The sequence below is a fragment of the Xenorhabdus sp. SGI246 genome (genome assembly GCF_040838225.1).
Taxonomy (GTDB): domain Bacteria; phylum Pseudomonadota; class Gammaproteobacteria; order Enterobacterales; family Enterobacteriaceae; genus Xenorhabdus; species Xenorhabdus indica.
In genome coordinates, this window is record NZ_JBFPEZ010000007.1 from 97,587 (window position 1) to 119,666 (window position 22,080).

At 41.4% G+C, this 22,080-nt stretch carries 21 protein-coding genes; 12 read left to right on the plus strand and 9 right to left on the minus strand.

Annotated elements, in window-relative coordinates; genetic code table 11:
- Positions 1-85: 85 nt before the first annotated feature.
- Positions 86-2,512 (minus strand): inverse autotransporter beta domain-containing protein, encoded by a 2,427-nt coding sequence (locus ABLA85_RS02800; RefSeq protein WP_367961241.1) that lies wholly within the window; start codon positions 2,510-2,512, stop codon positions 86-88.
- Positions 2,508-3,065, minus strand: coding sequence for a LysM peptidoglycan-binding domain-containing protein (locus ABLA85_RS02805; RefSeq protein ID WP_367961143.1), 558 nt, complete (start codon positions 3,063-3,065; stop codon positions 2,508-2,510). Before ABLA85_RS02805 ends, ABLA85_RS02800 begins: the two co-directional genes overlap by 5 nt.
- 810 nt (positions 3,066-3,875) lie before the next feature.
- Between ABLA85_RS02805 and ABLA85_RS02810 the strand changes: the two genes are divergently transcribed.
- From ABLA85_RS02810 to ABLA85_RS02825, 4 genes are all read left to right on the plus strand, one after another.
- Positions 3,876-4,847, plus strand: a complete 972-nt coding sequence (locus ABLA85_RS02810) for an HlyD family secretion protein (protein ID WP_367961145.1) — start codon at positions 3,876-3,878, stop codon at positions 4,845-4,847.
- Positions 4,848-4,859: 12 nt separating this feature from the next.
- Complete coding sequence (locus ABLA85_RS02815; RefSeq protein ID WP_367961147.1) at positions 4,860-6,050, plus strand: ABC transporter permease; 1,191 nt, start codon at positions 4,860-4,862, stop codon at positions 6,048-6,050.
- Positions 6,051-6,068: 18 nt separating this feature from the next.
- Complete coding sequence (locus ABLA85_RS02820) at positions 6,069-7,226, plus strand: ABC transporter permease (RefSeq protein WP_367961149.1); 1,158 nt, start codon at positions 6,069-6,071, stop codon at positions 7,224-7,226.
- A 300-nt stretch (positions 7,227-7,526) separates the two neighbouring features.
- Entirely contained in the window at positions 7,527-8,030 is a 504-nt protein-coding gene (locus tag ABLA85_RS02825; protein ID WP_367961151.1) for a GNAT family N-acetyltransferase, read from the plus strand.
- 89 nt (positions 8,031-8,119) lie between these two features.
- On the opposite strand, the gene ABLA85_RS02830 is transcribed toward ABLA85_RS02825, so the two are convergent.
- Positions 8,120-8,410, minus strand: coding sequence for a GIY-YIG nuclease family protein (locus ABLA85_RS02830; protein WP_367961244.1), 291 nt, complete (start codon positions 8,408-8,410; stop codon positions 8,120-8,122).
- A 278-nt stretch (positions 8,411-8,688) separates the two neighbouring features.
- Between ABLA85_RS02830 and ABLA85_RS02835 the strand changes: the two genes are divergently transcribed.
- Positions 8,689-8,940 (plus strand): YdgH/BhsA/McbA-like domain containing protein, encoded by a 252-nt coding sequence (locus ABLA85_RS02835; protein ID WP_367961153.1) that lies wholly within the window; start codon positions 8,689-8,691, stop codon positions 8,938-8,940.
- A 116-nt stretch (positions 8,941-9,056) separates the two neighbouring features.
- Positions 9,057-9,488 (plus strand): YhbP family protein, encoded by a 432-nt coding sequence (locus ABLA85_RS02840; protein ID WP_367961155.1) that lies wholly within the window; start codon positions 9,057-9,059, stop codon positions 9,486-9,488.
- A gap of 44 nt (positions 9,489-9,532) precedes the next feature.
- Here ABLA85_RS02840 and nrdG read toward each other — a convergent pair whose 3' ends face one another.
- The 4 genes from nrdG to pyrI form a co-directional block, all read right to left on the minus strand.
- Entirely contained in the window at positions 9,533-9,997 is a 465-nt protein-coding gene (gene nrdG, locus ABLA85_RS02845; RefSeq protein WP_367961157.1) for an anaerobic ribonucleoside-triphosphate reductase-activating protein, read from the minus strand.
- Positions 9,998-10,001: 4 nt separating this feature from the next.
- Positions 10,002-11,912 (minus strand): anaerobic ribonucleoside-triphosphate reductase, encoded by a 1,911-nt coding sequence (nrdD, locus tag ABLA85_RS02850; RefSeq protein ID WP_367961246.1) that lies wholly within the window; start codon positions 11,910-11,912, stop codon positions 10,002-10,004.
- Between the two features lie 284 nt (positions 11,913-12,196).
- The gene (gene ridA / locus ABLA85_RS02855) at positions 12,197-12,583 is read right to left on the minus strand and encodes a 2-iminobutanoate/2-iminopropanoate deaminase (RefSeq protein ID WP_038261552.1); all 387 of its coding nucleotides are present in this window, start codon (positions 12,581-12,583) and stop codon (positions 12,197-12,199) included.
- 85 nt (positions 12,584-12,668) lie between these two features.
- The gene (gene pyrI, locus ABLA85_RS02860) at positions 12,669-13,148 is read right to left on the minus strand and encodes an aspartate carbamoyltransferase regulatory subunit (protein ID WP_367961160.1); all 480 of its coding nucleotides are present in this window, start codon (positions 13,146-13,148) and stop codon (positions 12,669-12,671) included.
- 172 nt (positions 13,149-13,320) lie between these two features.
- Between pyrI and ABLA85_RS02865 the strand changes: the two genes are divergently transcribed.
- Together ABLA85_RS02865 and ABLA85_RS02870 are read left to right on the plus strand one after the other, a co-directional pair.
- On the plus strand, positions 13,321-14,037 hold the full coding sequence (locus ABLA85_RS02865; RefSeq protein WP_367961161.1) for a M15 family metallopeptidase: 717 nt from the start codon (positions 13,321-13,323) through the stop codon (positions 14,035-14,037).
- A gap of 166 nt (positions 14,038-14,203) precedes the next feature.
- On the plus strand, positions 14,204-15,424 hold the full coding sequence (locus tag ABLA85_RS02870) for a DUF819 domain-containing protein (RefSeq protein WP_367961163.1): 1,221 nt from the start codon (positions 14,204-14,206) through the stop codon (positions 15,422-15,424).
- Between the two features lie 53 nt (positions 15,425-15,477).
- Here the strand turns inward: ABLA85_RS02870 and ABLA85_RS02875 are convergent, their stop codons facing one another.
- Positions 15,478-15,990: a DUF2867 domain-containing protein gene (locus ABLA85_RS02875; protein WP_367961165.1), complete on the minus strand. Its 513-nt coding sequence runs from the start codon at positions 15,988-15,990 to the stop codon at positions 15,478-15,480.
- A 211-nt stretch (positions 15,991-16,201) separates the two neighbouring features.
- Here ABLA85_RS02875 and ABLA85_RS02880 point away from each other — a divergent pair, with 211 nt between their 5' ends.
- Positions 16,202-18,520, plus strand: coding sequence for an FdhF/YdeP family oxidoreductase (locus ABLA85_RS02880; protein ID WP_367961167.1), 2,319 nt, complete (start codon positions 16,202-16,204; stop codon positions 18,518-18,520).
- Between the two features lie 31 nt (positions 18,521-18,551).
- Here ABLA85_RS02880 and ABLA85_RS02885 read toward each other — a convergent pair whose 3' ends face one another.
- Complete coding sequence (locus tag ABLA85_RS02885; RefSeq protein WP_367961169.1) at positions 18,552-18,695, minus strand: hypothetical protein; 144 nt, start codon at positions 18,693-18,695, stop codon at positions 18,552-18,554.
- Between the two features lie 342 nt (positions 18,696-19,037).
- Here ABLA85_RS02885 and ABLA85_RS02890 point away from each other — a divergent pair, with 342 nt between their 5' ends.
- Genes ABLA85_RS02890 through ABLA85_RS02900 form a run of 3 tightly spaced genes read left to right on the plus strand, consistent with a single transcriptional unit; the run spans position 19,038 to position 22,073 of the window.
- The gene (locus ABLA85_RS02890) at positions 19,038-19,487 is read left to right on the plus strand and encodes a phage tail protein (RefSeq protein WP_367961170.1); all 450 of its coding nucleotides are present in this window, start codon (positions 19,038-19,040) and stop codon (positions 19,485-19,487) included.
- A 41-nt stretch (positions 19,488-19,528) separates the two neighbouring features.
- On the plus strand, positions 19,529-20,599 hold the full coding sequence (locus ABLA85_RS02895) for a phage tail sheath family protein (RefSeq protein WP_367961171.1): 1,071 nt from the start codon (positions 19,529-19,531) through the stop codon (positions 20,597-20,599).
- 25 nt (positions 20,600-20,624) lie between these two features.
- Positions 20,625-22,073 (plus strand): phage tail sheath family protein, encoded by a 1,449-nt coding sequence (locus ABLA85_RS02900; RefSeq protein WP_367961173.1) that lies wholly within the window; start codon positions 20,625-20,627, stop codon positions 22,071-22,073.
- Positions 22,074-22,080: the final 7 nt, after the last annotated feature.

Genomic DNA, 22,080 nt, shown 5'->3' on the forward strand with positions numbered 1-22,080 from the left:
AAGCTTGAATTTAACGCCGTCAATGGGTATATCAGCCCTCTTCAGCAAGGGCAGATATTTTTTGACGAAATAAATAGGAATAGGGTTATTCAGTGCAGATTACGTTATCGGTGACTATCTCATTAATAACATGAACTGTCCCATCATCTATATTCACGGCGAAATGAGCATTTTTCCCGTGTTCATCGATTCCGGGTGTTGAAGAACGATAAGAACGGAATTGTGGCCAGCCATACATCTCATGCATCGCATTTTGTTGATGTGCTTGGTACAGGCTGGCTAAGTCTTCTGCTGTCGGTAATTTTTTATGTATTTTCTTACAATACCATACAGCGCCTTTATAGACTCGACGTGGCCAAATCTCACCATTTTCAGTATAAGTAGTCATTCCTTTCATACCCATTGCTAACTCGGCTTGTAGCAGAGGTCGGTCAAAAATGATTCCGTTTGTATTTGTCACCGTTTCAGCCATATGTCCCCAAAAATTTGCGTACTTAGAATCAGGGCTGGTTACGACAGTAAAAATGACATCTTCAGTTTTCGGGTTTGAGACACCATAGGCTTTTATTTGCAAGGTCGTTTTTACGCCCAGTCCATTTGGGTCGGTGATGGGGAGAGATAAACTACCCTGATCTCCCGTTACGCCTTGGTAGTGACCTGATTGATTGTTTATCAACGCAGTAACTGTCTGAAGGACTTCCTGACGGTTTAGTGCTTTGGTTGCTTTCATGTCTATAGGGACATTTTTTACAGGCTGTCCGTGATTAAACGCTTTAATATTCAGAGTAATTGTTTCGCCTTTTTTAACTTTCCCTGTATTGATGGTGACTGCCAGATTATCAGCAATCCCTTTGACTTTTCCGCCTTCAGTACCATCATAGGTGTGGTTACCTTGCTCTTGATCCATACTGGTATCAATCGCTTTGGTATTCCCGGTAATATGGAGACCATTCTGTGCCTGAACAACAAGTGCTTTTACTTTACCTGCATCTGACAGTGTCAATGTATAACCGGGGATCTTACCCGATTCGACGATAGTGCTGCTTTTAGTCATATCAATATTCCCTTTATCCCCCCACACATAGCGTGATTTGTCCACATTTTCTCCGTTATTAGCATGGAAGGTGTAGGTTGCACTGAGGATATGTCCCATTTCTAATCTGCCTGACATACTGAGATCTTTAATAATTGGTTTATCAGGGTGAAAAAAGGTGATCTCTATTGGGTTGATATCAAGACCTTTCACTTCAGGTGTAATGGCCAGCACACCAATTTTTTCACCAGCGGTGAGTAACGCTTCGTAGATCCCTGGTTGGGTTTCTTTTATTTGCCCAATTTGAGGATCTTTACCGGCTCCGCTTAATTTACTACTCATGAGTTTGATATCCTCTCCAGCATCAGGAATTGGATTGCCGTTCCCATCTTTGAGTATCAATTTAAGGATGGTGGTGGAGTGACCGTCTGCTGACAGTTCGCTGTCTTTTGCGGTGAACGTAGATTTGTCAGTACTTGCCTGTGCTTGTAGTACCTGAACCTGAGTTTCTGCTCGTTTGGAAGCATTGCCATGCTCGTCGTAGGCAATAGCACCTACGGTATAAGTGTTATTGCCTTGACGATGATATTTCGGCAGGGTCAGCAGATAGGTATTACTGTTTTGTTGTTTGAGCTTGCCTCCGTTGGCAAGCAGGCTTTCAATCTCCCATTGGATCGTTTTCAGGCCATATTTGCTGTTTACTCTAAGATGAATAGGTTTGATTTCACCTGCATGACCGGAAATCAGTCTGTCTAATGTCAGGCTAATGACCTCACGTTTACGAAATTGCAAAACAATTTGATTATTACGATCAACAAGATCATAACGACCGCCTTGTAGCGTATGTTTGAATATCACGGCATCGGGATCAATCTGTGTTGACCAAGGTGTACCGATGTCATAGTTCAGCTCTATATTGAATTGAGTATCTGTATTGCCGGACATCTCTTGTTTGCGGTCAATACTGAAAGTCAACAATGGGATAGGCGTATAGTTAATTCCGGCAGTAAAAGCCGCGGGGTTCTTTTGGCGGTGCTCTTTATTGATTAACCCAACTTCATCACCAAAATATTGTTCATATACCAATTTACCGCCAAGTTGTGACAAAGCGGGGAGATACCCTTGTACTCTCAGATCGAACCCATTGGCAGGGCGTTCATCATAATCTTTCAGCAAATGCGATTCTTTCCAGTTACTTAAGCGAAAATAGCCGTTCATGCCTAGCCTCAGATAATCGCGGGTGTACTCTGCGCCCAGGCCAAGTCGGGTATTATCTCCGGTAAAATCGTGATCCAGAAAAGCGTTGTATCCTAGCATCCAACTATCAAAAAACTGACGATGTCCGATACCGATATTGACGGTGTTACGTTTATCAATGCGGCGTAGGCCAAATTGAGTGAAGTCCATTTTACTTTTGCTGTCATACAGAGGTAGCAACATATCAAGTTGACTACCATCCAGACGACCTCGTCTGTCAATATGAGCTTGTACACGTGCTGTACCGTAAAATCCTAGCCAGCCCTGGAGTTTCTCCTGCCGCTAAATGACTTATCTGGTTTATTGCGCTGTCGCTTACTTTATTGCTGTTCAGTATCTCACCGACGCGGATAGCCGCATTAGCCAGCTTGCGTTCTGTATCATCGGTTTTGGAAAATGGTTCTGATGAAAAGTAATTGAATGGTAAATATTTATTAGGGCGAGATTTAGGAATATCAATTTCATCACCAACCCCAAGTATTGAAAACGGTTTGCTGAAAGTACGGAATTTATTTATTTCTTTGAGTTGATTAATGGTGAAACTGTAACGTTTAGCTATTGTGTGGATCGTTTCTCCCGGTTTCAGAATATAAGGTTCAGTTGGTATTGCCAGAGGGGAAAGTTGCGAAATTCTATGCGCTTCGGCGGCGGCGATAATAGGAGTCAATGTGCCAGCGAGTGGGAACGCAAATTGGGCGATAATATTCACCCAGGCTACTCGTTTCAGCAAGTGTTGCTGATTTTGAGCCTGGGGCTTATCAAATTTTTTGTGCATAAAAATAAACCTGTAATAGTAACAGCGTCAGGTGATGATGAAATAAAAGAGGGGCAAAACGGTATTGCCTTATTTGAGACATCATAAATTGGTTAACAAAAAAATTGTTAACGTATTAACGCAAGGATTATTGATCTAATATATCTTGTATATGTATTTTTTATTCCAGCATAAAATTATTTAGTGGTCAACATGACTTTCTATATCAGGTATTGAAAATAAAAAAATAAGATTGAGAATAAAAAATAATAGGTGATTTATACCTATTTTCTCATGAGATTAAAACATGGTTTTGTGGATTTATGTAAATTAAAACATGATGTTGCAATTTATAATTTTATATGAACAGGAATTGTCTGAGGAAGGGATTAAATAACTTTAAATATAAGGGAATTTTTGATGGTTAAATATGCGTTGCTAATTATTATTGGTTTTTATTTGTATTTTCATTTTATTAATCTTTAATTGGAGAATATTCTGTAATGTGATTTAGGCAAGAATCTTCTCTCTAATTCATAATTAAATATGAATTGATGAATTGATGAATTGATTTTAAGAAATAAAAATAATCAGATAACAAGTTGAATTGAGGAATGTGTTAATTTCCCGTCTTACTGCCACTTGAATTAATTGGGTATATAATGTGATAGATAGTTGCATAAAGCATTTCATTTTTGTCAATGATCAGGCGCACGAATTTCTAAAAAGAATTTACGAAGATAATGTCACACTAGATCGGTACCGCTACACTAATTTGGTCATCGCTGACAAGTTTTGATTTGGTCGTATGCTTGGAGCTTACAAAACATAATGAAGAAAAGAACACTTTTCACGATATTGCTGATTATCTTTCTGACCGCAATGGCCGTGCTTTTTCGCTCACATCATCAGGACTTATTGTTGCAGGGAGAGGTTGAAGCGCCTGAGGTCATCATTGCATCTAAAGCCTCTGGAAGAGTGATTACGCTTCACGTTAGGAGAGGAGACGACGTAAAAGCCGGGCAACTATTGGTAAGCCTTGATGGCCCTGAACTGACTGCAAGAGTTGCCGCAGCTCAAGCCGCCCGTGATCAGGCCAAAGCAAAACTCAATTTATCTTTGCATGGAACACGGGAAGAAAACATTCGCAGCTTGGAAGCGGCATATTTACAGGCTGAATTTGGATATAAAAATGCTCAACGTGAATTTGAGCGACTCAATAATATTTCAGCCAAAGGTTATTCATCTGCCAGTGAATTGGATAACGCACGAAACGCGCGTGATATTGCTTACCAGAAAATGTTGTCAGCAAAAGCGGAGCTGGATGCAGGGAGAAATGGAGATCGTATAGAATTACGGCAACAATATCAGGCAGCATTGAATGAAGCTGAAGAGAAATTACAGGAATTAAAAATTCAGGGTAATGATTTACAGGTAAAAGCTCCCGTTGATGGTGAAATTGGGCCACTTCCGGCGGAGGTCGGGCAACTTTTCAATGCCAATAGCCCATTGGCAACATTAGTACGTATCCCTGAAGCTTATTTTGTTTATAATTTGCGCGAAGATATTCTGGCTAAAGTCCGTAAAGGTGACAAAGTGACATTGCGTGTACCGGCTTTGAATAATAAAGATATTGAGGCAGAAGTCCGTTATATCGCTCCAATGGGGGATTACGCAACAAAACGAGCAACTCGTGCAACAGGGGACTTTGATCTGAAAACTTTTGAAGTACGTTTATATCCACTACAACCTGTTGATGGGCTGCGTCCAGGAATGAGTACATTATGGCGTTGGGATAAGTAAGGTGGCAGCTTGATGAACAAAAAAGCTGCGTGGCGTGGTCTTAAATGGCAGGGTCTTAAATGGTATGGTCTTGAATGGCATAGCTTTAAGCATGCGTTTATCCGCGAGCTGGTGGTTGCAGTCCGTAGCCCGATTTTTCACTGGCTGAGTTGGCTGTTTCCTCTGTTGTTGTTTATCTTAATCAGTGCCAATTTTTCGGAAGGAACGCTGCTAAATCTGCCTGTTTCAGTCGTGGATAATGATCACAGTACTTTATCACGCACATTAATCCGCAACTTAAATGCGGCACCTCACGCTGATATCAAAACCTATGATAATGGTCTGACAGAATCATTAGAGAGATTGGGCAGTGCAAAGGATTACTCTTTACTCTATATCCCCCCTAATCTAGAAAAAGATGCGTTGAGTGGTAAACAACCGACAGTGAGCATCTATTATAATGCCTTGTTTTATGGTTCAGGGCGTTATTCCGTTCAGGACTTTGGCGGATTGATGGCAGAAACAAATGCCAAATATCGTGAGATCATTGCGTCTGAAATGGGTCGTCAGCTTCCACCACTTGCTAAAGCGACGATGTCTTATGACAGCTTGTTCAATGCCAGTGGCAGTTATATCTATTTCCAGCAATTTGCTGCAACCATCCACTTATTACAGCTTTTCGTCGTGACCTGTACTATTTATACGATGGCAAGGGGAAAGCAGCTCTTAAGAGCAAAATCTTTTATATCGGCTTTATTAGGAAAACTTGCGCCTTATTCCCTGATTTTTACATTGTTGTTGATGATAGAAATTGCAGCATTGGTTGCATTTTCTGATGCCAAAGTGACAGGTAACCCGATATATATGCCGGTTGTTGGGTTCTTCTATGTGATTGCGGCTCAAAGTATCGGTTTATTGCTGTTTACTTTCACCAGTAGTGCATTGACGGCTTATTCGCTAATCGGAATGCTGGTCAGTATTGCGATGGCATTTTCTGGCATGGTTGTACCTGAATTATCAATGGTATGGCCGGCAAGAGTTATTTCGAATCTGGAGCCATTAACCCATGCTTTAAATGCCATGTTCGATATCTTTCTGCGGGAAGTATCATTAAAAATCATCCTGCATGTTTGCATGTTATTGGTGATTTATCCTTTGGTTTGTGCCTTGTTGATCCGCAATCGTTTGTGGAAACGGCTTAACCAGTCAGGAGAAGTCATATAATGCAGGGGAAGCAGATAAATGAATAACTGGAAGATGTATTGGCAAACTTTCCGCAATGTATTGTTGGGCATGCTGGAAAAACCTTTGTGGTTAATGCTGATCGTTTCTCTGTGTGTGATGAGTCTAGTTTATGTCCGCCCTACATTATGGGATCTGCCCGTTGCGATTATTGATCAGGACAACAGTCATATGAGCCGTGCGTTGATCCGCCATATTGATGCGACGGCGAAAATTGAAATCAAAAGTTACGCTAGCCTTGCTAATGCCCGTAATGACATGTTACGACGGAAAATCTTCGCCATTATCATTGTGCCGCCGGATTTTGAAAAACGTCTTTTAGGCGGGAAAAATGTGACAGTACCGGTTTATGGTGACGCGACGAACCGCCTTGCCAATGGGCAGATTCAGCAGGATTTGGCGTTGGCGTATCAACAGTTATTATCTGAATATAATGCACAGTTATTACTGAAATCCGGTTTCAGTACGGAACAGGTGAACGTGTTGCTGCAACCGATTAAAGGAGAAACCATTGGATTATTCAATCCGGGGATCAGTTATGCCGCAATTGTTTTTCCCGGACTACTGGTGATGCTTTTGCAGCACTCCTTTTTGATTGCTTGTGTGCGTGTGAGTATCACTATACGTAGCACTCCTAAAGGTAAACCACCACTTCCTGTCTATCTGGGGGCTTTGTCTGCGCTGTTGCCTATTTGGCTGTTTCTGTCTGTGATCTTTTTTGTTCTGTGGCCATGGGTATTAGGATATCGGCAGGATGCCCCAATTTATCAATTATTGCTGATAACTTTCCCATTTCTGCTGGCAGTATTGGGATTAAGTAAACTGGTAACAGAGTGTTTGCGCAGTGTGGAAATGATTTATCTGACATTAGCGTTTATCACTACGCCTGTTTTCTACATTTCGGGGACTATCTGGCCGGTTCAGGCGATGCCTGATTGGGTAAGAGCGATTTCATCAGCTTTGCCATCCACATGGGCAACCAAAATTATTGCAGGAATAAACCAAATGAACATGCCTTTGCAAAGTATGCTAGGGGATATTGCAATGATCCTGTTCCTTGGTGTCGTGTATATGCTCCTGGGGATTTTTGTTGGGATACTGCGTAATGGTGAACTGCGGGAATTGAAGATTTTTATGAAACGGCAGCGAAAGCATTAACCGTAATCAAGAATTATCGCCAGACTGATAGTGAAAATATATTGATTTGGGATGGGTTCCGTGCAAATGTCACGGGTACTGATTTACTGGATCTCAGTGATAGAATTTTATTATCAATTCTTGAGGTAGTATCAGGAAATATCACAGTATTTTGGCAAAATAACATGTTCCTTTTCGCGAAAAGGGATCTGACTGGTGTTAGGTTAAATCCACTTTCTGTTTTGGTTTATTATCGTTAACTCAATTTATCAAAGCGGAACAAAAAGAGGGCGTAGATCAGAACGATCGCGCGTTATCGTCATGTTAATCAGGGTCGAAATTCCGGTTGATGCCATGGGTATTGATCGCTTGCTGCGAGAATCCTTTGAGACATCGACAGAAGCTGAGTTAGTTCATAGATTAAGAGAAGATGGCTTGTTGACGCTAGGGGTTGTTGCGACTGACGATGAAGGTCACGTCATTGGCTATGTTGGTTTCACACCTGTTGACATCAATGGTCAGGATCATAATTGGGTTGGATTGGCACCATTAGTCGTGTCTGAACCATATCGTTGTCAGGGCATTGGTGAGAAGTTAGTGTATGAAGGTTTGGATAGCCTGAATGAGTTTGGTTATGGTGCAGTAGTCGTGCTTGGTAAACCTGAATATTATCACCGTTTTGGTTTCAGGCTTGCTAAAGAGTACCAATTACATTGCCAATGGCCTGATAGTGAGGAGTTCTTTCAGGTTTACACACTGGCTGATGTCTCGCTGGATGATTGTCATGGCTTAGTCACATATCCCAGTCATTTTGACTATGTGTAACTATAAGATGTCATTACAAGATGTAAATACAGAAGGAGTAAATGCACATTGAAGTCATGCTGGAGATACTCTGGCAACAATGTCTATTCTCATGAAGTCTCTGACAAATAGGTTACTATACAGAGAGGTTGGGTTGTAACCAGCCTCTCTTTTTGCTGTTTGTTTAGTTGCTTTATCCGGTATTCCAGCTTTAATGCTGTGCTCTTGTCCCGTACTAAACTGTGATAGACCAGAGTCAATGAGCCTTTTCCCCTCAAAGCTTTCGCCCCTTTTCCTGTACTGTGTTGTACCAGACGACGGGAAATATCTGTAGTAATTCCGGTATATAAAGACCCATTCTCGGTTTTTATCAAGTAAAGATACCAATCAGATTTGTTAATATTCATTATTTATATTAAATAATTACAAAGGTATAAATACCGTATGTGATTAAGTCATGATGAGACTATAGACTGTATTGTAGTTTTTGTAACAATACAACATGATGAATTATATTAAATTACATATTTATTAACAGTAAGTGACAACATTTTTCATTCAAAATAACTGAAAAACTATAGCAAGAATTGCTAATTATCATTTTTTGAAGAAGCGTATAACTTGATCCAAATCACAGAGAAATACCCTTTATATTGAAAAGTAGACAAAGGATCTAAAAATGAGAAATGCAAAATTTATTGCTGTTGCTTTAACACTATGTGCTGTTTCATTTGGTTCTTTTGCGGCAACTGAAGTAAGAAATGCTACAGGGAAGAAGATTGGTGTTGTTTCTGTGGCGGGAGCAGAAACACTGGATAACCTGACAGAAGAGTTGTCCAAAAAAGCTGACAAAGCTGGAGCAGTTTATTTCCGCATTATTTCTGCTACTGGCCACGATAAACTGCATGGTGTTGCAGAAATCTATAAATAACTTATAGTTAAATCAGATTAAATATTATACTACTGTACAAATATCAGAACACATTGCTGGATCAATATCCAGATGTGTTCTGATTGAGATAAGCAAATATAACAGTATGGAATTAGATGGAATTGAATAAAGATATCTTAACAATCTGCCAGTATATTGCCGAGCAACATGTCTTCACAATTTGTACTTCTTCAAATCAGGATTTATGGTGCGCAAATTGTTTCTATGTTTTTGATGTCGATAAAATGACACTCTGGTTTATGACTGAGCCTGATACACGCCACGGTAAAATGATGCAGGAAAACGCTGTAGTTGCAGGTACTATTGCCGGGCAAACTCACAATGTTGCCCAGATCAGAGGCATTCAGTTTCGTGGTGAAGTCATCCCATTGACAGGTAAGGATGAAACAGTTGCCAGAGCAAGCTACTGCCACCGCTTTCCTGTTGCGATAACAGCAAAATCGCCTATTTGGCAATTGAACCTGAATGAGATAAAAATGGTGGATAACACGCTTGGCTTTGGTAAAAAATTACATTGGCGGCGTTAATAATCAGTGCTGCAAATTTCATATCATAAAATTATCCTAATGAGTTACCGTAAATAGTGAATAACCTGATTACTACTGCCTCGCCAGATTAGCGCTGGATTGTACAGAGCCTGTTCGAATTTTCCGTCAACTAACACATTAATATAACCGACTATTTCTTGTTGGAGACCGCTTAACTCGTGGAGTACATAACCTGTCCATAGCCAAATATCTTTATCCGGGCACTCTCTCTTTATCCGTTTGGTCAATTTGAGAATATCGGGCGTATTGGAGGGATGAAGAGGGTCGCCGCCAGATAATGATATCCCTTGCCGTTTGATGCGGAGATCTTTCAAATCAGTAATGATCTGATCTTCAACAGCCTGTGTGAAGGGACGACCTGAGTCAGTCCGCCATGTACTTTGGTTATAACAGCCACGACATTGATGGGAACAGCCAGCCACAAACAGGGTACAGCGGGTTCCGGGGCCATTAACCACATCAACCGGATAATATTGATGGTAATTCATGATATTAGCCAATTTGCCCACTGTTGAGATGTTTGATGCGACGTTTTACCTCTTCTTGTTTACCTGCATTAAACGGACGGGTATCAGGGCTGCCAAGATATCCACAAACCCGTCGGATCACAGAAACATGCGCTGCATCATGATTACCACAACGGGGACAAGTGAACCCTTTGCTGGTACAGGAAAATTCTCCGGTAAAACCGCATTGATAGCATTCATCAATTGGAGTATTGGTTCCATAGTAAGGGATACGGGAATAACTGTAGTCCCATACATCTTCCAATGCCTTCAAATTATGTTGCAGATTGGGATATTCACCGTAGCAGATAAAACCACCATTCGCTAATGGGGGATAAGGTGCTTCAAAATCCAGCTTATCGTAGGGATTGGCTTTTTTCTCTACATCCAGATGAAAACTGTTGGTGTAATAACCCTTATCCGTGACTCCCTGGATCACGCCAAATTCAGCGGCATCAAGGCGACAGAAACGGTCACATAAACTTTCACTTGGCGTACTGTATAAACTGAATCCATATCCGGTTTCCTGTTTCCAGGTATCAACCGCTTTGCGTAAGCGTTTGACGATAGAGATTGCTTTTTGGCGACGTTGTTTATCGTCAAATAGATGAATGTGATCACCGTATAACGCATTAATCGTTTCATTGATACCAATATAGCCTAACGAAATAGAAGCCCGCCCATGTTTGAAAATTTCGGCAATATTGTCATCTTCTTGCAACCTTACTCCACAAGCGCCTTCCATATAGAGGATAGGGGCAACCCGTGCTTTGGTGTTTTCAAGGCGTTCAATTCGGGTCATTAATGCTTTTCTGACAACCAACAAGCGTTGCTCCAGTAGCTGCCAAAAACGTATTTCATTGCCTTTGGCTTCAATCGCAATACGGGGAAGATTCAGGCTTATTACCCCCAGATTATTGCGCCCTGCATGAATTTGTTCACCATTCTCTTCATAAACACTGAGAAAGCTACGGCAACCCATTGGAGTTTTAAATGATCCGGTTACTTTAACCACTTGATCATAATTAAGAATATCGGGATACATGCGCTTGCTGGCACATTCCAGAGCCAATAATTTGATGTCATAGTTAGGATCACCAAACTGATGATTCAGCCCGTCACGAATGGCAAAAACCAGTTTTGGGAATACGGCGGTTTTGTGATTCTTGCCTAAGCCAGCAATACGGTTACGTAAAATAGCTGTTTGAATCAAACGGGATTCTTTTGATGTTCCCAGTCCAAAACCGAATGTCACAAACGGTGTTTGCCCGTTGGCGGTGTGCAGCGTGTTCACTTCGTATTCCAAAGACTGGAAAGCATCGTAACACTCTTTTTCGGTGCGGGCTTTAGCATAGGCTGTGTGATCCGTAATATTCCACTCTTTTGCGATGGCCAAATGTTTTTTATAGCTGGCTTCAACAAACGGCGCGAGCACTTCATCAATACGGTCGATGGTTGTACCGCCATAAATATGGCTGGCAACCTGTGCAATAATTTGGGCTGTAATGGCAGTTGCTGTGGAGATTGATTTTGGCGGTTCAATCTCGGCATTACCCATCTTAAAACCTTTGGTCAGCATGCCCGGTAAGTCAACTAACATACAGTTAAACATCGGGAAAAATGGGGCATAATCCAGATCATGGTAGTGAATTTCTCCCTTTTCATGTGCCAGAACAACATCACCCGGCAGCATATATTGTTTGGCATACTGTCTGGCGACGATCCCTGCCAGTAAATCCCGCTGAGTAGGGATCACCTTAGCGTCTTTATTGGCATTTTCATTGAGTAAAGGTAGATCGTTTTGTTCGATCAGACCGCGAATTTCCTGATCTAGTCGATCATGCCATTCATGGAGAGCTTTTTTCTCAACATTAACTGAATGATCACTGCGCTGCATCACAACCGTTTTCACAATAGGGTTCCTCAATATGTTATCCATAAACTAAAACAAAACTGCATGATGACCAGTTTTTAATTTGGTGTGGATAATCTTGTGCATAAACACCATATGTAGTTATATATTTACATTTAAGCACAATATGTGGGTTTTTGTAGTCAATATACCATGCAATAAGTTGATCTAAGACAAAGAAAAGAGAAGTTATTCTGGGAAGAAGTGGGGGACAAAAAGAGAGCAGATCAACCCTGATATTGAGCTATCAGGGTTGATAATGCGATGAATTAGCTACGAACAGCGATAGCTTCGATTTCGATTTTTACATCTTTTGGCAAACGAGCAACTTCAACACATGAGCGAGCAGGGAAAGGCGCATTATGTTCAGTAAAGAATGCTTCATAGGCTGCATTCACTGTAGCAAAGTCATTCAGATCTTTAACAAACACTGTAGTTTTTACGATATTCGCTACTTTCAGACCAGATTGTTCAATAATAGCCTTGACGTTTTCCAGTGATTGGCGGGTTTGTGCCGTAATATCTTCAGAAACGTCACCCGTTTTCGGATCAACAGGGATCTGACCGGAAGTGATAACCATGCTGCCCAGATCAACGCCCTGGACATAAGGGCCGATTGCGGCTGGTGCATTATCGGTATGAATGGAATGTGACATTAGAAACTCCTGTTTAACGTCAGAATGGAAAATTTTGCGAGGTCAACATTATAGTCCCCCTCTGGCCAGCATCAACTGCGGGATTTTAATCGTTGCTGATGACAGCTTGACGATCAAACTCTTTTTCGCAGTATTTGCAACAAACGACAACATCGTTAGCGGCTTCCATAACACGGAAACTGCTTTCTACTGGTTCATTATGACTGATACAGTTACTGTTCGGGCATACAAGGATACCGTCAACCTGCTCTGGCAGGTTGATTGGCATCTTCTTCACGACAACGTAATTTTCAATATTATTCACAGTTGCATGTGGCGCATACATAGCGAGTTGATTTGCCTGCTGTTCTGTCAAGAACGTATTTTCAATTTTGATCAGATCTTTTTTACCCAATTGATTGGAAGGTAAATTCAGACCAATAGTAATGCGTTGGTCGGTTTCTGTGAGTTTGAATAGTGACAGTAACTTAAAACCGACATGGGCCGGAATGTGGTCGATGACGGTGCCACATTTAATGGCTTCTACTTGTAATTGATGATCTTGTAGTGAATGGTCTTGGGTCATGCTGTGCTGTGAATACCGTTTAGGGTATTTCTCCTCCAGATATTAGGGAATCAGGGACAAGTTCCTATTTTGTCATATAAGGTTTGGCATTTCATCTTGCGTAATGAACAAATCATCAGTAAAGTCCATTTAACGTAATATTTTGAAAAGCAATATAAATATAAAGGTGAGTATGTTGCACTCTCTGAATGTGGAAAAAATCGTTACGGAAAGAATTTTTGAATGGAGCAGCATTAATAAAATACCTATCAATGAATGTCATGAATCTTTAGAGATAATTCCTGAGACAGATAAAATAAAATCGCAACCCATCTATTTTCTTGCAGGTATAAAAGGTTCTGTTGAATATTGTGCAGTAAGAAAAAGTGTGGCTGAAAAATTAGTGGAAGCCTCGCAATTGTTACCATCTCATTTAGGGATTTTGGTTTTGGATGGATGGCGTTCACGGGAAACTCAGCAGGCATTACAGGAAAAAACGCAGGCTAAAATAGCTGAGCAATACAGCCAATTATCCATTGAAGAACAAAAAAAATTACTGGAACAATTTGTGGCACCGGCTCCGACGGCACACAATCCGATTAGCCCCCATCTGACGGGAGGAGCCGTGGACGTGACGCTGTTTGACATGACATCTGGAAAGGCATTGTTTATGGGGACTGAGTTTGATGAAGTGGCGGCGCTATCTTATACCGCTGCGTTAGAAAATACACCGGAAAACAACACGCCTGCTACTTTATACCGGAGGATACTGTATCACGCCATGACTCAGGTTGGTTTTACTAATTTACCGACGGAATGGTGGCACTATGATTATGGTAATTCCTCGTGGGCTTTTTATAAAAACAGTAACGCCATTTATGGCGCTGTAGATGCAGATATACCAATCTAACTTCAAGATGCGTGTGATTTCTCCCCGCGAAGCGGGGAGAAATCAGGTTTCATATAGTGTTGTGAATTGCAACTTGAAGTTTAATGCGTAGATAAATAAAGCTACAATTTGAAATACGGCAGATATATTGGCTTTAACTAAATAAAGATTATTACAGGGGCGAATAATGAAAAGTACCTTAATTAGCGCTGATAATTCATTAATGCTTTGGGCTTTTATTATGATTGCAGTAACTTGTGCAATTATGTTTGAGCAGAAGTATCAATGGGCGACTAAAATACCGGGTGCGATTATTGCTCTGGTAATAGCGATATTAGCCTCCAATTTACATATTATTCCGACTGAAGCCTCTGTTTATGATGCCGTCTGGGAATATATTGTCCCTTTAGCTATTCCACTGCTGTTATTCAAAACTAATTTACAAAACCTGATTAAAGGCAGTTGGCGGTTACTGATATTATTTTTAATTTCCTCTATTGCCACCATGATTGGAACGATTGTCGCTTTCCATCTGCTCAGGAAATATATTCCCGAACTGGATAAAATCAGTGGCATGATTTCCGCATCTTATACAGGAGGAGGTGTCAACTTTGCAGCGATGGCAGCTAAATTAGAACCTTCTCAGAGTATGGTTGCATCCACCATTGTGGCTGATCATGTGATGATGGCAGGTTATTTTATTATCCTGATCGTTATATCGGGCTGGACAGTGGCAAGGAAGTTCTGGGGAAGTCCTTATTCAGATGCGATAGATAATGATGCCAATCTGGATAACTCCCAGACCTTCGCCGCAGCTTATTGGAAACCGAAAAATATCGCCCTGAAAGACATTGCATTATCGTTGGCATGGTCAATCTTTATCGTCGCTTTATCATTCCACCTGTCATCATGGTTAAAGGCATTATTTGGGCAACCCGACAATATTTATCAAGAGCTGGTTTTTAGTCTGATATCTGATAAATATCTGCTCCTTACCACGGTGACATTTATCCTTGTGTCGATTTTCAAAAAAACATTCAGCAATCTAAACGGTACTCAGGAGCTTGGGACTTACGCTATTTATATGTTTTTTGTCGTTATCGGTATACCAGCATCAATCCACGCCATTATCAGCAATGCACCGTTATTGTTTGTCTTTGTTTTCATCATTGTCATGATTAACTTGGTGCTCACCTTCACGGCGGGGAAAGTATTTAAATTCAGTTTGGAAGAGAACATTCTTGCTTGTAACGCCAATATTGGTGGGCCAACTACAGCAGCAGCAATGGCAATCAGCCGGGGTTGGAATACTCTGGTCGGGCCGATTATGGTCATTGGCACAGTGGGTTATGTGATTGGTAATTATGTTGGCACGTTTGTTTATTTTGTCGTGGGGAAAATGTCATAGCTGGAGGCGTGCTGTGTTGATAACATTTTCCCATTTAGATTTCGCTACATATATCATTGAGTTTTTTGTGGGAACTTAACTTTAGAGAGCATACTCTTTACAATAATACCGTGTGTGAGAGATACCGGTATCATATACATTTTCCCAAAAAAATTATGGGTAATGACAGATGCTGTTGCTGTTGCTGTACAACCACTGACATGATTCTTATCAGAGAAAATATTCAGGGATATCAAAACCGTTAAGTGTATATCTTTCGACAAGAGACACATTTCATTATCATTAATACGTACAATCTTGAAAAAATCAATATAGCTTCCGTCATGCAGTGTTTCTTTTAAATGCCCACCAGAGAACCCGTGAATTTTTTTAACACCCGTAAAGCTTGAGATTTTATCTCTTATAGTAAAAGACAGACGTAACCATAATGGTGTTTTTTGGGTCATTTCATTATAAACAGTAAGGGCAGTGGCTTTATTTTTAATAAAGGCCTTTTGCTGACTGAAATAATCTAATTTATCTTTTTTATCTAAGAGCAAACAACCAGTTTCATCACGATAGTACATATTACACCACGATATTATTTTATATGATATAAATCAGGGATGGCCTATCCGCCGAAAAATTTTCTAAGAGGCTTCACCGCCCACTTCAATTCCACTTGCAAAACAGGATAAGAACGGAATAAATATCACAATAAATCAGTTCGTCGTTCCTGATTCATCTGCCAATCCGTGGCCAATTTTTTGACCACCATGTTAAAAAATCGAGATTGTTATGAAATTCAAAACAAAAATAGAACCTTATCGTGCTGCTGCGGGCGGTTGGGGTTCATTGGAGGCAACAACACGCTTTGTCTTTGATAGTAAACAAGCATTAAAAAACATGGTTAACCTGATGCGCATGAACAAACCCAAAGGCTTTGATTGTCCGGGATGTGCATGGGGAGATGATAACAAAAGCCTTTTCAGTTTCTGCGAAAACGGGGCTAAAGCGGTTACCTGGGAAGCGACCCGTCGCCATGTAGACAACGAATTTTTCGCCAAATACAGCGTCAGTAAACTCTACCAACAAAGTGATTATTTTCTGGAATATCAAGGACGGGTCGTTGAACCGATGCGTTATAACCGTAAAACGGATCACTATGAACCCATTAGTTGGGAGCAGGCTTTTTCTCTTATTGCCAAACACATTAAGGCAATGGATAACCCCAATCAGTTAGAGCTGTATACTTCTGGTCGGGCTAGTAATGAAGCTTCGTGGTTGTATCAGTTATTTGGCCGGGTATTGGGAACCAATAATTTCCCAGATTGTTCGAATATGTGCCATGAAGCAAGCGGTTATGGGTTGCTGAAAAGTTTGGGTGTTGGCAAAGGAACCATTCGCCTGAATGATTTTGATCACGCTGATGCCATCTTTGTATTTGGTCAAAACCCCGGTACAAACCATCCACGAATGTTGCATAGCTTACGGCATGCCGCTGAGCATGGCGCCAGAATTGTCACCTTCAATACATTGCGTGAACGTGGCTTAGAACGTTTTGCTGATCCACAAAAACCACTCGAAGTGATCACGCCAATAGCGGGTAATATTAGCCATCGTTACTATCAGCCTAAACTGGGTGGAGATATGGCGGCTGTGCGGGGTATGGTCAAAGCACTTTTAGAAACCCATAACGCACTGACGAATGCCGGAAAAGCAGGTATTTTTGATCAAGATTTTATTTCGGCCTACACCGAAGGTATGGGGGCTTATTTGCAGGAAGTTGCTGCTACTGAGTGGTCGTTTATTGAGGAACAATCAGGCTTAACGCAGGCACAGTTACGCGAGGCTGCTGATATTTATCAGAACGCCGAACGGGTTATTTGTACCTGGGCGATGGGGATTACACAACATAAACACGCTTTGGACACCGTTCGTGAAATTACAAACCTGCAATTGCTGTTTGGCCAATTGGGTAAACCCGGTGCGGGCGTATGTCCGGTTCGTGGTCACAGCAACGTACAAGGAAACCGGACAATGGGGATAAATGAACAACCTTCCCAATATTTCCTTGATAACCTGGCAAACCATTTTGGTTTTGAACCGCCTCGTGCCCACGGCCATAATGTCGTCGAAGCGCTGGAAGCTATGTTGCGGGATCAAGTGAAAGTGCTGATCGCTTTAGGAGGGAACCTCGCCGCTGCTGCGCCTGATAGTCCACGTACAGAAGAAGCGCTTCGGCATTGCGACTTAACTGTTCATATCAGTACAAAATTAAATCGGAGTCATCTTGTTACCGGTAAAAAAGATGCTCTGATCCTGCCTGCATTGGGGCGTACTGAACAGGATATCCAGCTCAGTGGTGCCCAGTTTGTGACGGTAGAAGACTCTTTCAGCATGGTGCATGCTTCCGAGGGAGTGAATAAACCCCTATTTGATACCCAACGTTCTGAAACTGCCATTATTGCAGGTATTGCCGATGCGGTTTTGGGCAACACCCCAACAATTAACTGGCTGGAATTAGCCGGAGATTACAACAAAATCCGTGATCATATTGCGGCAACTATTCCCGGATTTGCTGACTTTAATAAAAAATGTGGACAGCCGGGCGGTTTCTATCTTGGCAATGCTGCGGCAGAACTGCGTTTTCTGACACCGAGTAAAAAAGCCCAGTTTAGCCACGCACCATTACCAAAAACACTGTTTCCACAAATCGACGGAGCTGAAATTCCCTTTGCTTTGCAGACATTACGTTCGCATGATCAATACAACACGACTATTTATGGTTTGGATGATCGTTATCGTGGTGTTTATGGTCAGCGGGAAGTTTTGTTTATAAACCCAGAAGATATTGCTCAATTGGGGTATCAGGCAGGGGATCGGGTTGATATCGAGACAATATGGCATGACGGTATTGAGCGTAAAGTGTATGGTTTTAAACTTGTTCCTTATACCATTCCTCGCGGAAACCTTGCGGCCTATTACCCGGAAGCTAATCCGTTAGTGCCAATGGATAGTATTGGTAATGGTACGGGTACACCAACATCTAAATCTGTTCCGGTGAAATTATCGTTGACTGAACTGAATGAATCAGAACCTCAGCGCCTTATATAGCTTGTTTGTCATTTTATTTATGCAGTTCTGCTTAAGGAACTATTATTGAGATAATAGTTCTTTGAGCAGATATCAATTCAGGCCCAGCTTTTGAAATCACATCTGTATTTTCCATTTCATATAACCTCTTTCCTAATAACCCTAATAGCAGCTTTTCACTTAACTCTATTTTCATTTTTAATATCTTATATTTTATTTATTGAATTATTTTTTAACATATATTAAACATTATAAAGTAACAATTAACAAAAATATTTTTATCACAGGAATTAAATTGCATAAAAAGCAAATTGCATTATTGGCAATGTACTCATTATAGATTTTTCGGCACGATGAGCATTGATATAAATATCGATTTAGGTATCGATTGTAAATATCAATGTAAGCATGATATGGCCACAAAAAATTTTTAGAATGATATTCACTGTCATTTTGTGGCGGTAGCTTTCTCCAAATATATAGTTTTACATCCTATTTCAAAGAAATTCACCATACCATTTTTTTAAAAGAGGCTATTATGTCTATAAGCGCATCTCAAATTGCAGTTGAATATCCAATTCCCTCTTATCGTTTCATTGTTTCTGTTGGCGATGAAAAAATCCCATTTAACAGTGTCTCAGGGCTGGATATTAATTATGAAACCATTGAATACCGTGATGGCGTGGGGAATTGGTTCAAAATGCCGGGGCAGCGTCAACCTATTCATATTACTCTGCGTAAGGGGGTTTTTCCGGGCAAAACAGAATTATTTGACTGGATTAATTCTATCCAACTTAATCAGGTTGAGAAAAAAGATATTACTATTAGCTTAACCAATGATGCAGGCACTGAGTTATTAATGACCTGGAATGTTGCTAATGCTTTTCCTACCTCGCTGACGTCTCCTTCCTTTGATGCCACCAGCAATGACATCGCTGTTCAGGAAATTACTCTGACAGCCGATCGCGTAACTATGCAGGCTGTTTGAGGCATTGATAGAGTTAATCATTTCGTATAAAGGTATTTCTTATGACAACCAATACCAGTTATCCTGGCGTTTATATTGAAGAATTAAATAGTCTGGCGCTATCTGTATCTAATAGTGCCACCGCTGTTCCTGTTTTTGCAGTGAATGAAAAAAATAATATTATTGCCGAAAGCACTGCATTCCGAATTAATTCCTGGATGGAATACCTTAATAAGGTATCAAACAATTTTAATGCAAAAGATACATTGTCAGTTTCTCTGCGGGCTTATTTTACCAATGGCGGAGGTTACTGCTATCTCGTTAAGACCAGTAGCTTAGAAAAAGTGATTCCAACCTTAGATGATGTCACTTTACTGGTTGCTGCGGGTGAAGATATTAAAACAGCCGCAGCAACTTTATGCCAACCGGGGAAAGGGTTATTTGCCATTTTTGATGGCCCTGAAGAAGCGTTGACTATCGCGGATGCGGAGACAGTTAAGAACAAATATGACGCCACAGCGTTCGCCGCAGTTTACTACCCGTGGCTGAAAGCTGATTGGGCCAAGACTAACATTCCACCAAGTGCTGTTATAGCCGGAGTTTACGCCTCCGTCGATCTCTCTCGCGGAGTCTGGAAAGCGCCCGCCAATATCGCATTGAAAGGGGGGCTGGAGCCTGCATTTCTGATCACGGATGAAGTTCAGGGGGCATATAACTCTGGCCGTGCCATCAATATGATTCGAAATTTCAGCAATACCGGCGCTACCGTCTGGGGAGCAAGAACATTGCAAGACGATGACAACTGGCGCTATGTCCCTGTACGCCGCCTGTTTAATACCGTTGAGCGAGATGTTAAGCGTGCCATGAGCTTCGCCATGTTTGAACCTAACAACCAGCCGACTTGGGAACGTGTCAGAGCGGCAATCAGCAACTATCTTCATGGCTTATGGCAACAAGGGGGATTGGCTGGCAGTAAGGAAGAAGAAGCTTACTTCGTGCAGATTGGTAAGGGGATCACGATGACACCAGAACAGATTCAGCAAGGACAAATGATAGTAAAAATCGGTCTGGCTGCTGTTCGGCCTGCGGAATTTATCATCCTCCAGTTTACGCAAGATGTAGAACAGCATTAATCATATTGATTGATAAGGAATTATTATGCCAGCTAATTTAAAAGGGCCCGGTGTTTATATTGAAGAGGATGCATCCCTTGCATTGTCTGTTAGCAACAGCCCAACTGCCGTGCCTGTTTTTATCGGCAAATTTACCCCTAAAACTGCGGTGCCAACCCAAACCTGTATTCGTATCAGCAATTGGCTTGAATTTACTTCCTCTTTTTCTTTGGCGTCAGTGACAGAAATTGTCATCCGTTCTAGTCTTGAAGCCTCTTCTGATGGTGCAACAAAAGGCACAACAGAAAAAGAACAGGCCAATAAAGAAAAAATCGAGAATAAAGAGACTGAGACTGAAACCCAGGAAACTCCCAAAGTTCAAACTCTCTCGGCAGATGAAGAAGAACCCAAAAAATGGATTCACAATATTGAGGAAGTCAATCTATCTCAAGCCGTAGAAGCCTTGAGGCTCTATTTTCAAAATGGGGGTGGGGCTTGTTATATCTACCCACTAAACAATGTCAGTGACGATTTGGCTCTGGACTCCATTCCTAATGTGATAGAACAAAAAGGGGATATCACGCTGTTGGTTTGTCCAGAACAGGATCAGGGTTATAAAAGCAAAGTCTATCGTGCAGTCAGCACGCTGCTGAATGATAACAAAGTCGGCTATTTTCTGATTGCTGACAGCCATGATGGCAATCCAGTAAATGATGTGGCAAATAACACTAAGGCCGCCATCTATTATCCTGCGTTAGAAACGAACCTGAAATTTTCCCCTCCCCTCAACGAGGAAGAGATTCTTATCAGTGGATACAAAGATGCATCAGACAAGAATAAACCGAAAAATCTAAAGGAACTTAAAGAGATAAATAAAGAACTCGCACAGGAAATTGATGACAGATTGAAGCGGGAAAAACTGCGTACAGTTATCATTCCACCCAGTGCCGCTATCGCTGGAATTTATTGCAAAACAGATAACCAGCGTGGTGTCTGGAAAGCGCCAGCCAACGTTGCACTTACCGGTATCAAAGGATTGACGGATAAAGTCGATGACGAACGACAAGGCAGCATGAATAACAAAGGCATTAATGTCATTCGTTCATTTACTGATCGAGGCATAATGGTTTGGGGAGCCCGTACTTGTACCGACACCAACGATACCCACTGGCGCTACATTCCTGTCCGTCGCCTGTTCAATTCCGTCGAACGAGATATCCGTCAGGCACTGCGAGCCGTATTATTTGAAACCAATAATCAACCGACCTGGATGCGTGCCAAAGCTGCCGTTGACCAATACCTTTATACCCTCTGGCAAAAAAATGCCTTGATGGGGGATAAACCGGAAGAGGCTTATTTTGTCCATATTGGTCAGGGTATCACCATGTCTGATACCGAAATTAAAAACGGCAAAATGATCATGAAAGTCGGTCTGGCCGCCGTGCGACCGGCTGAATTTATCGTTCTGCAATTTACGCAGGATGTTGCTCAGTAATCTCCGA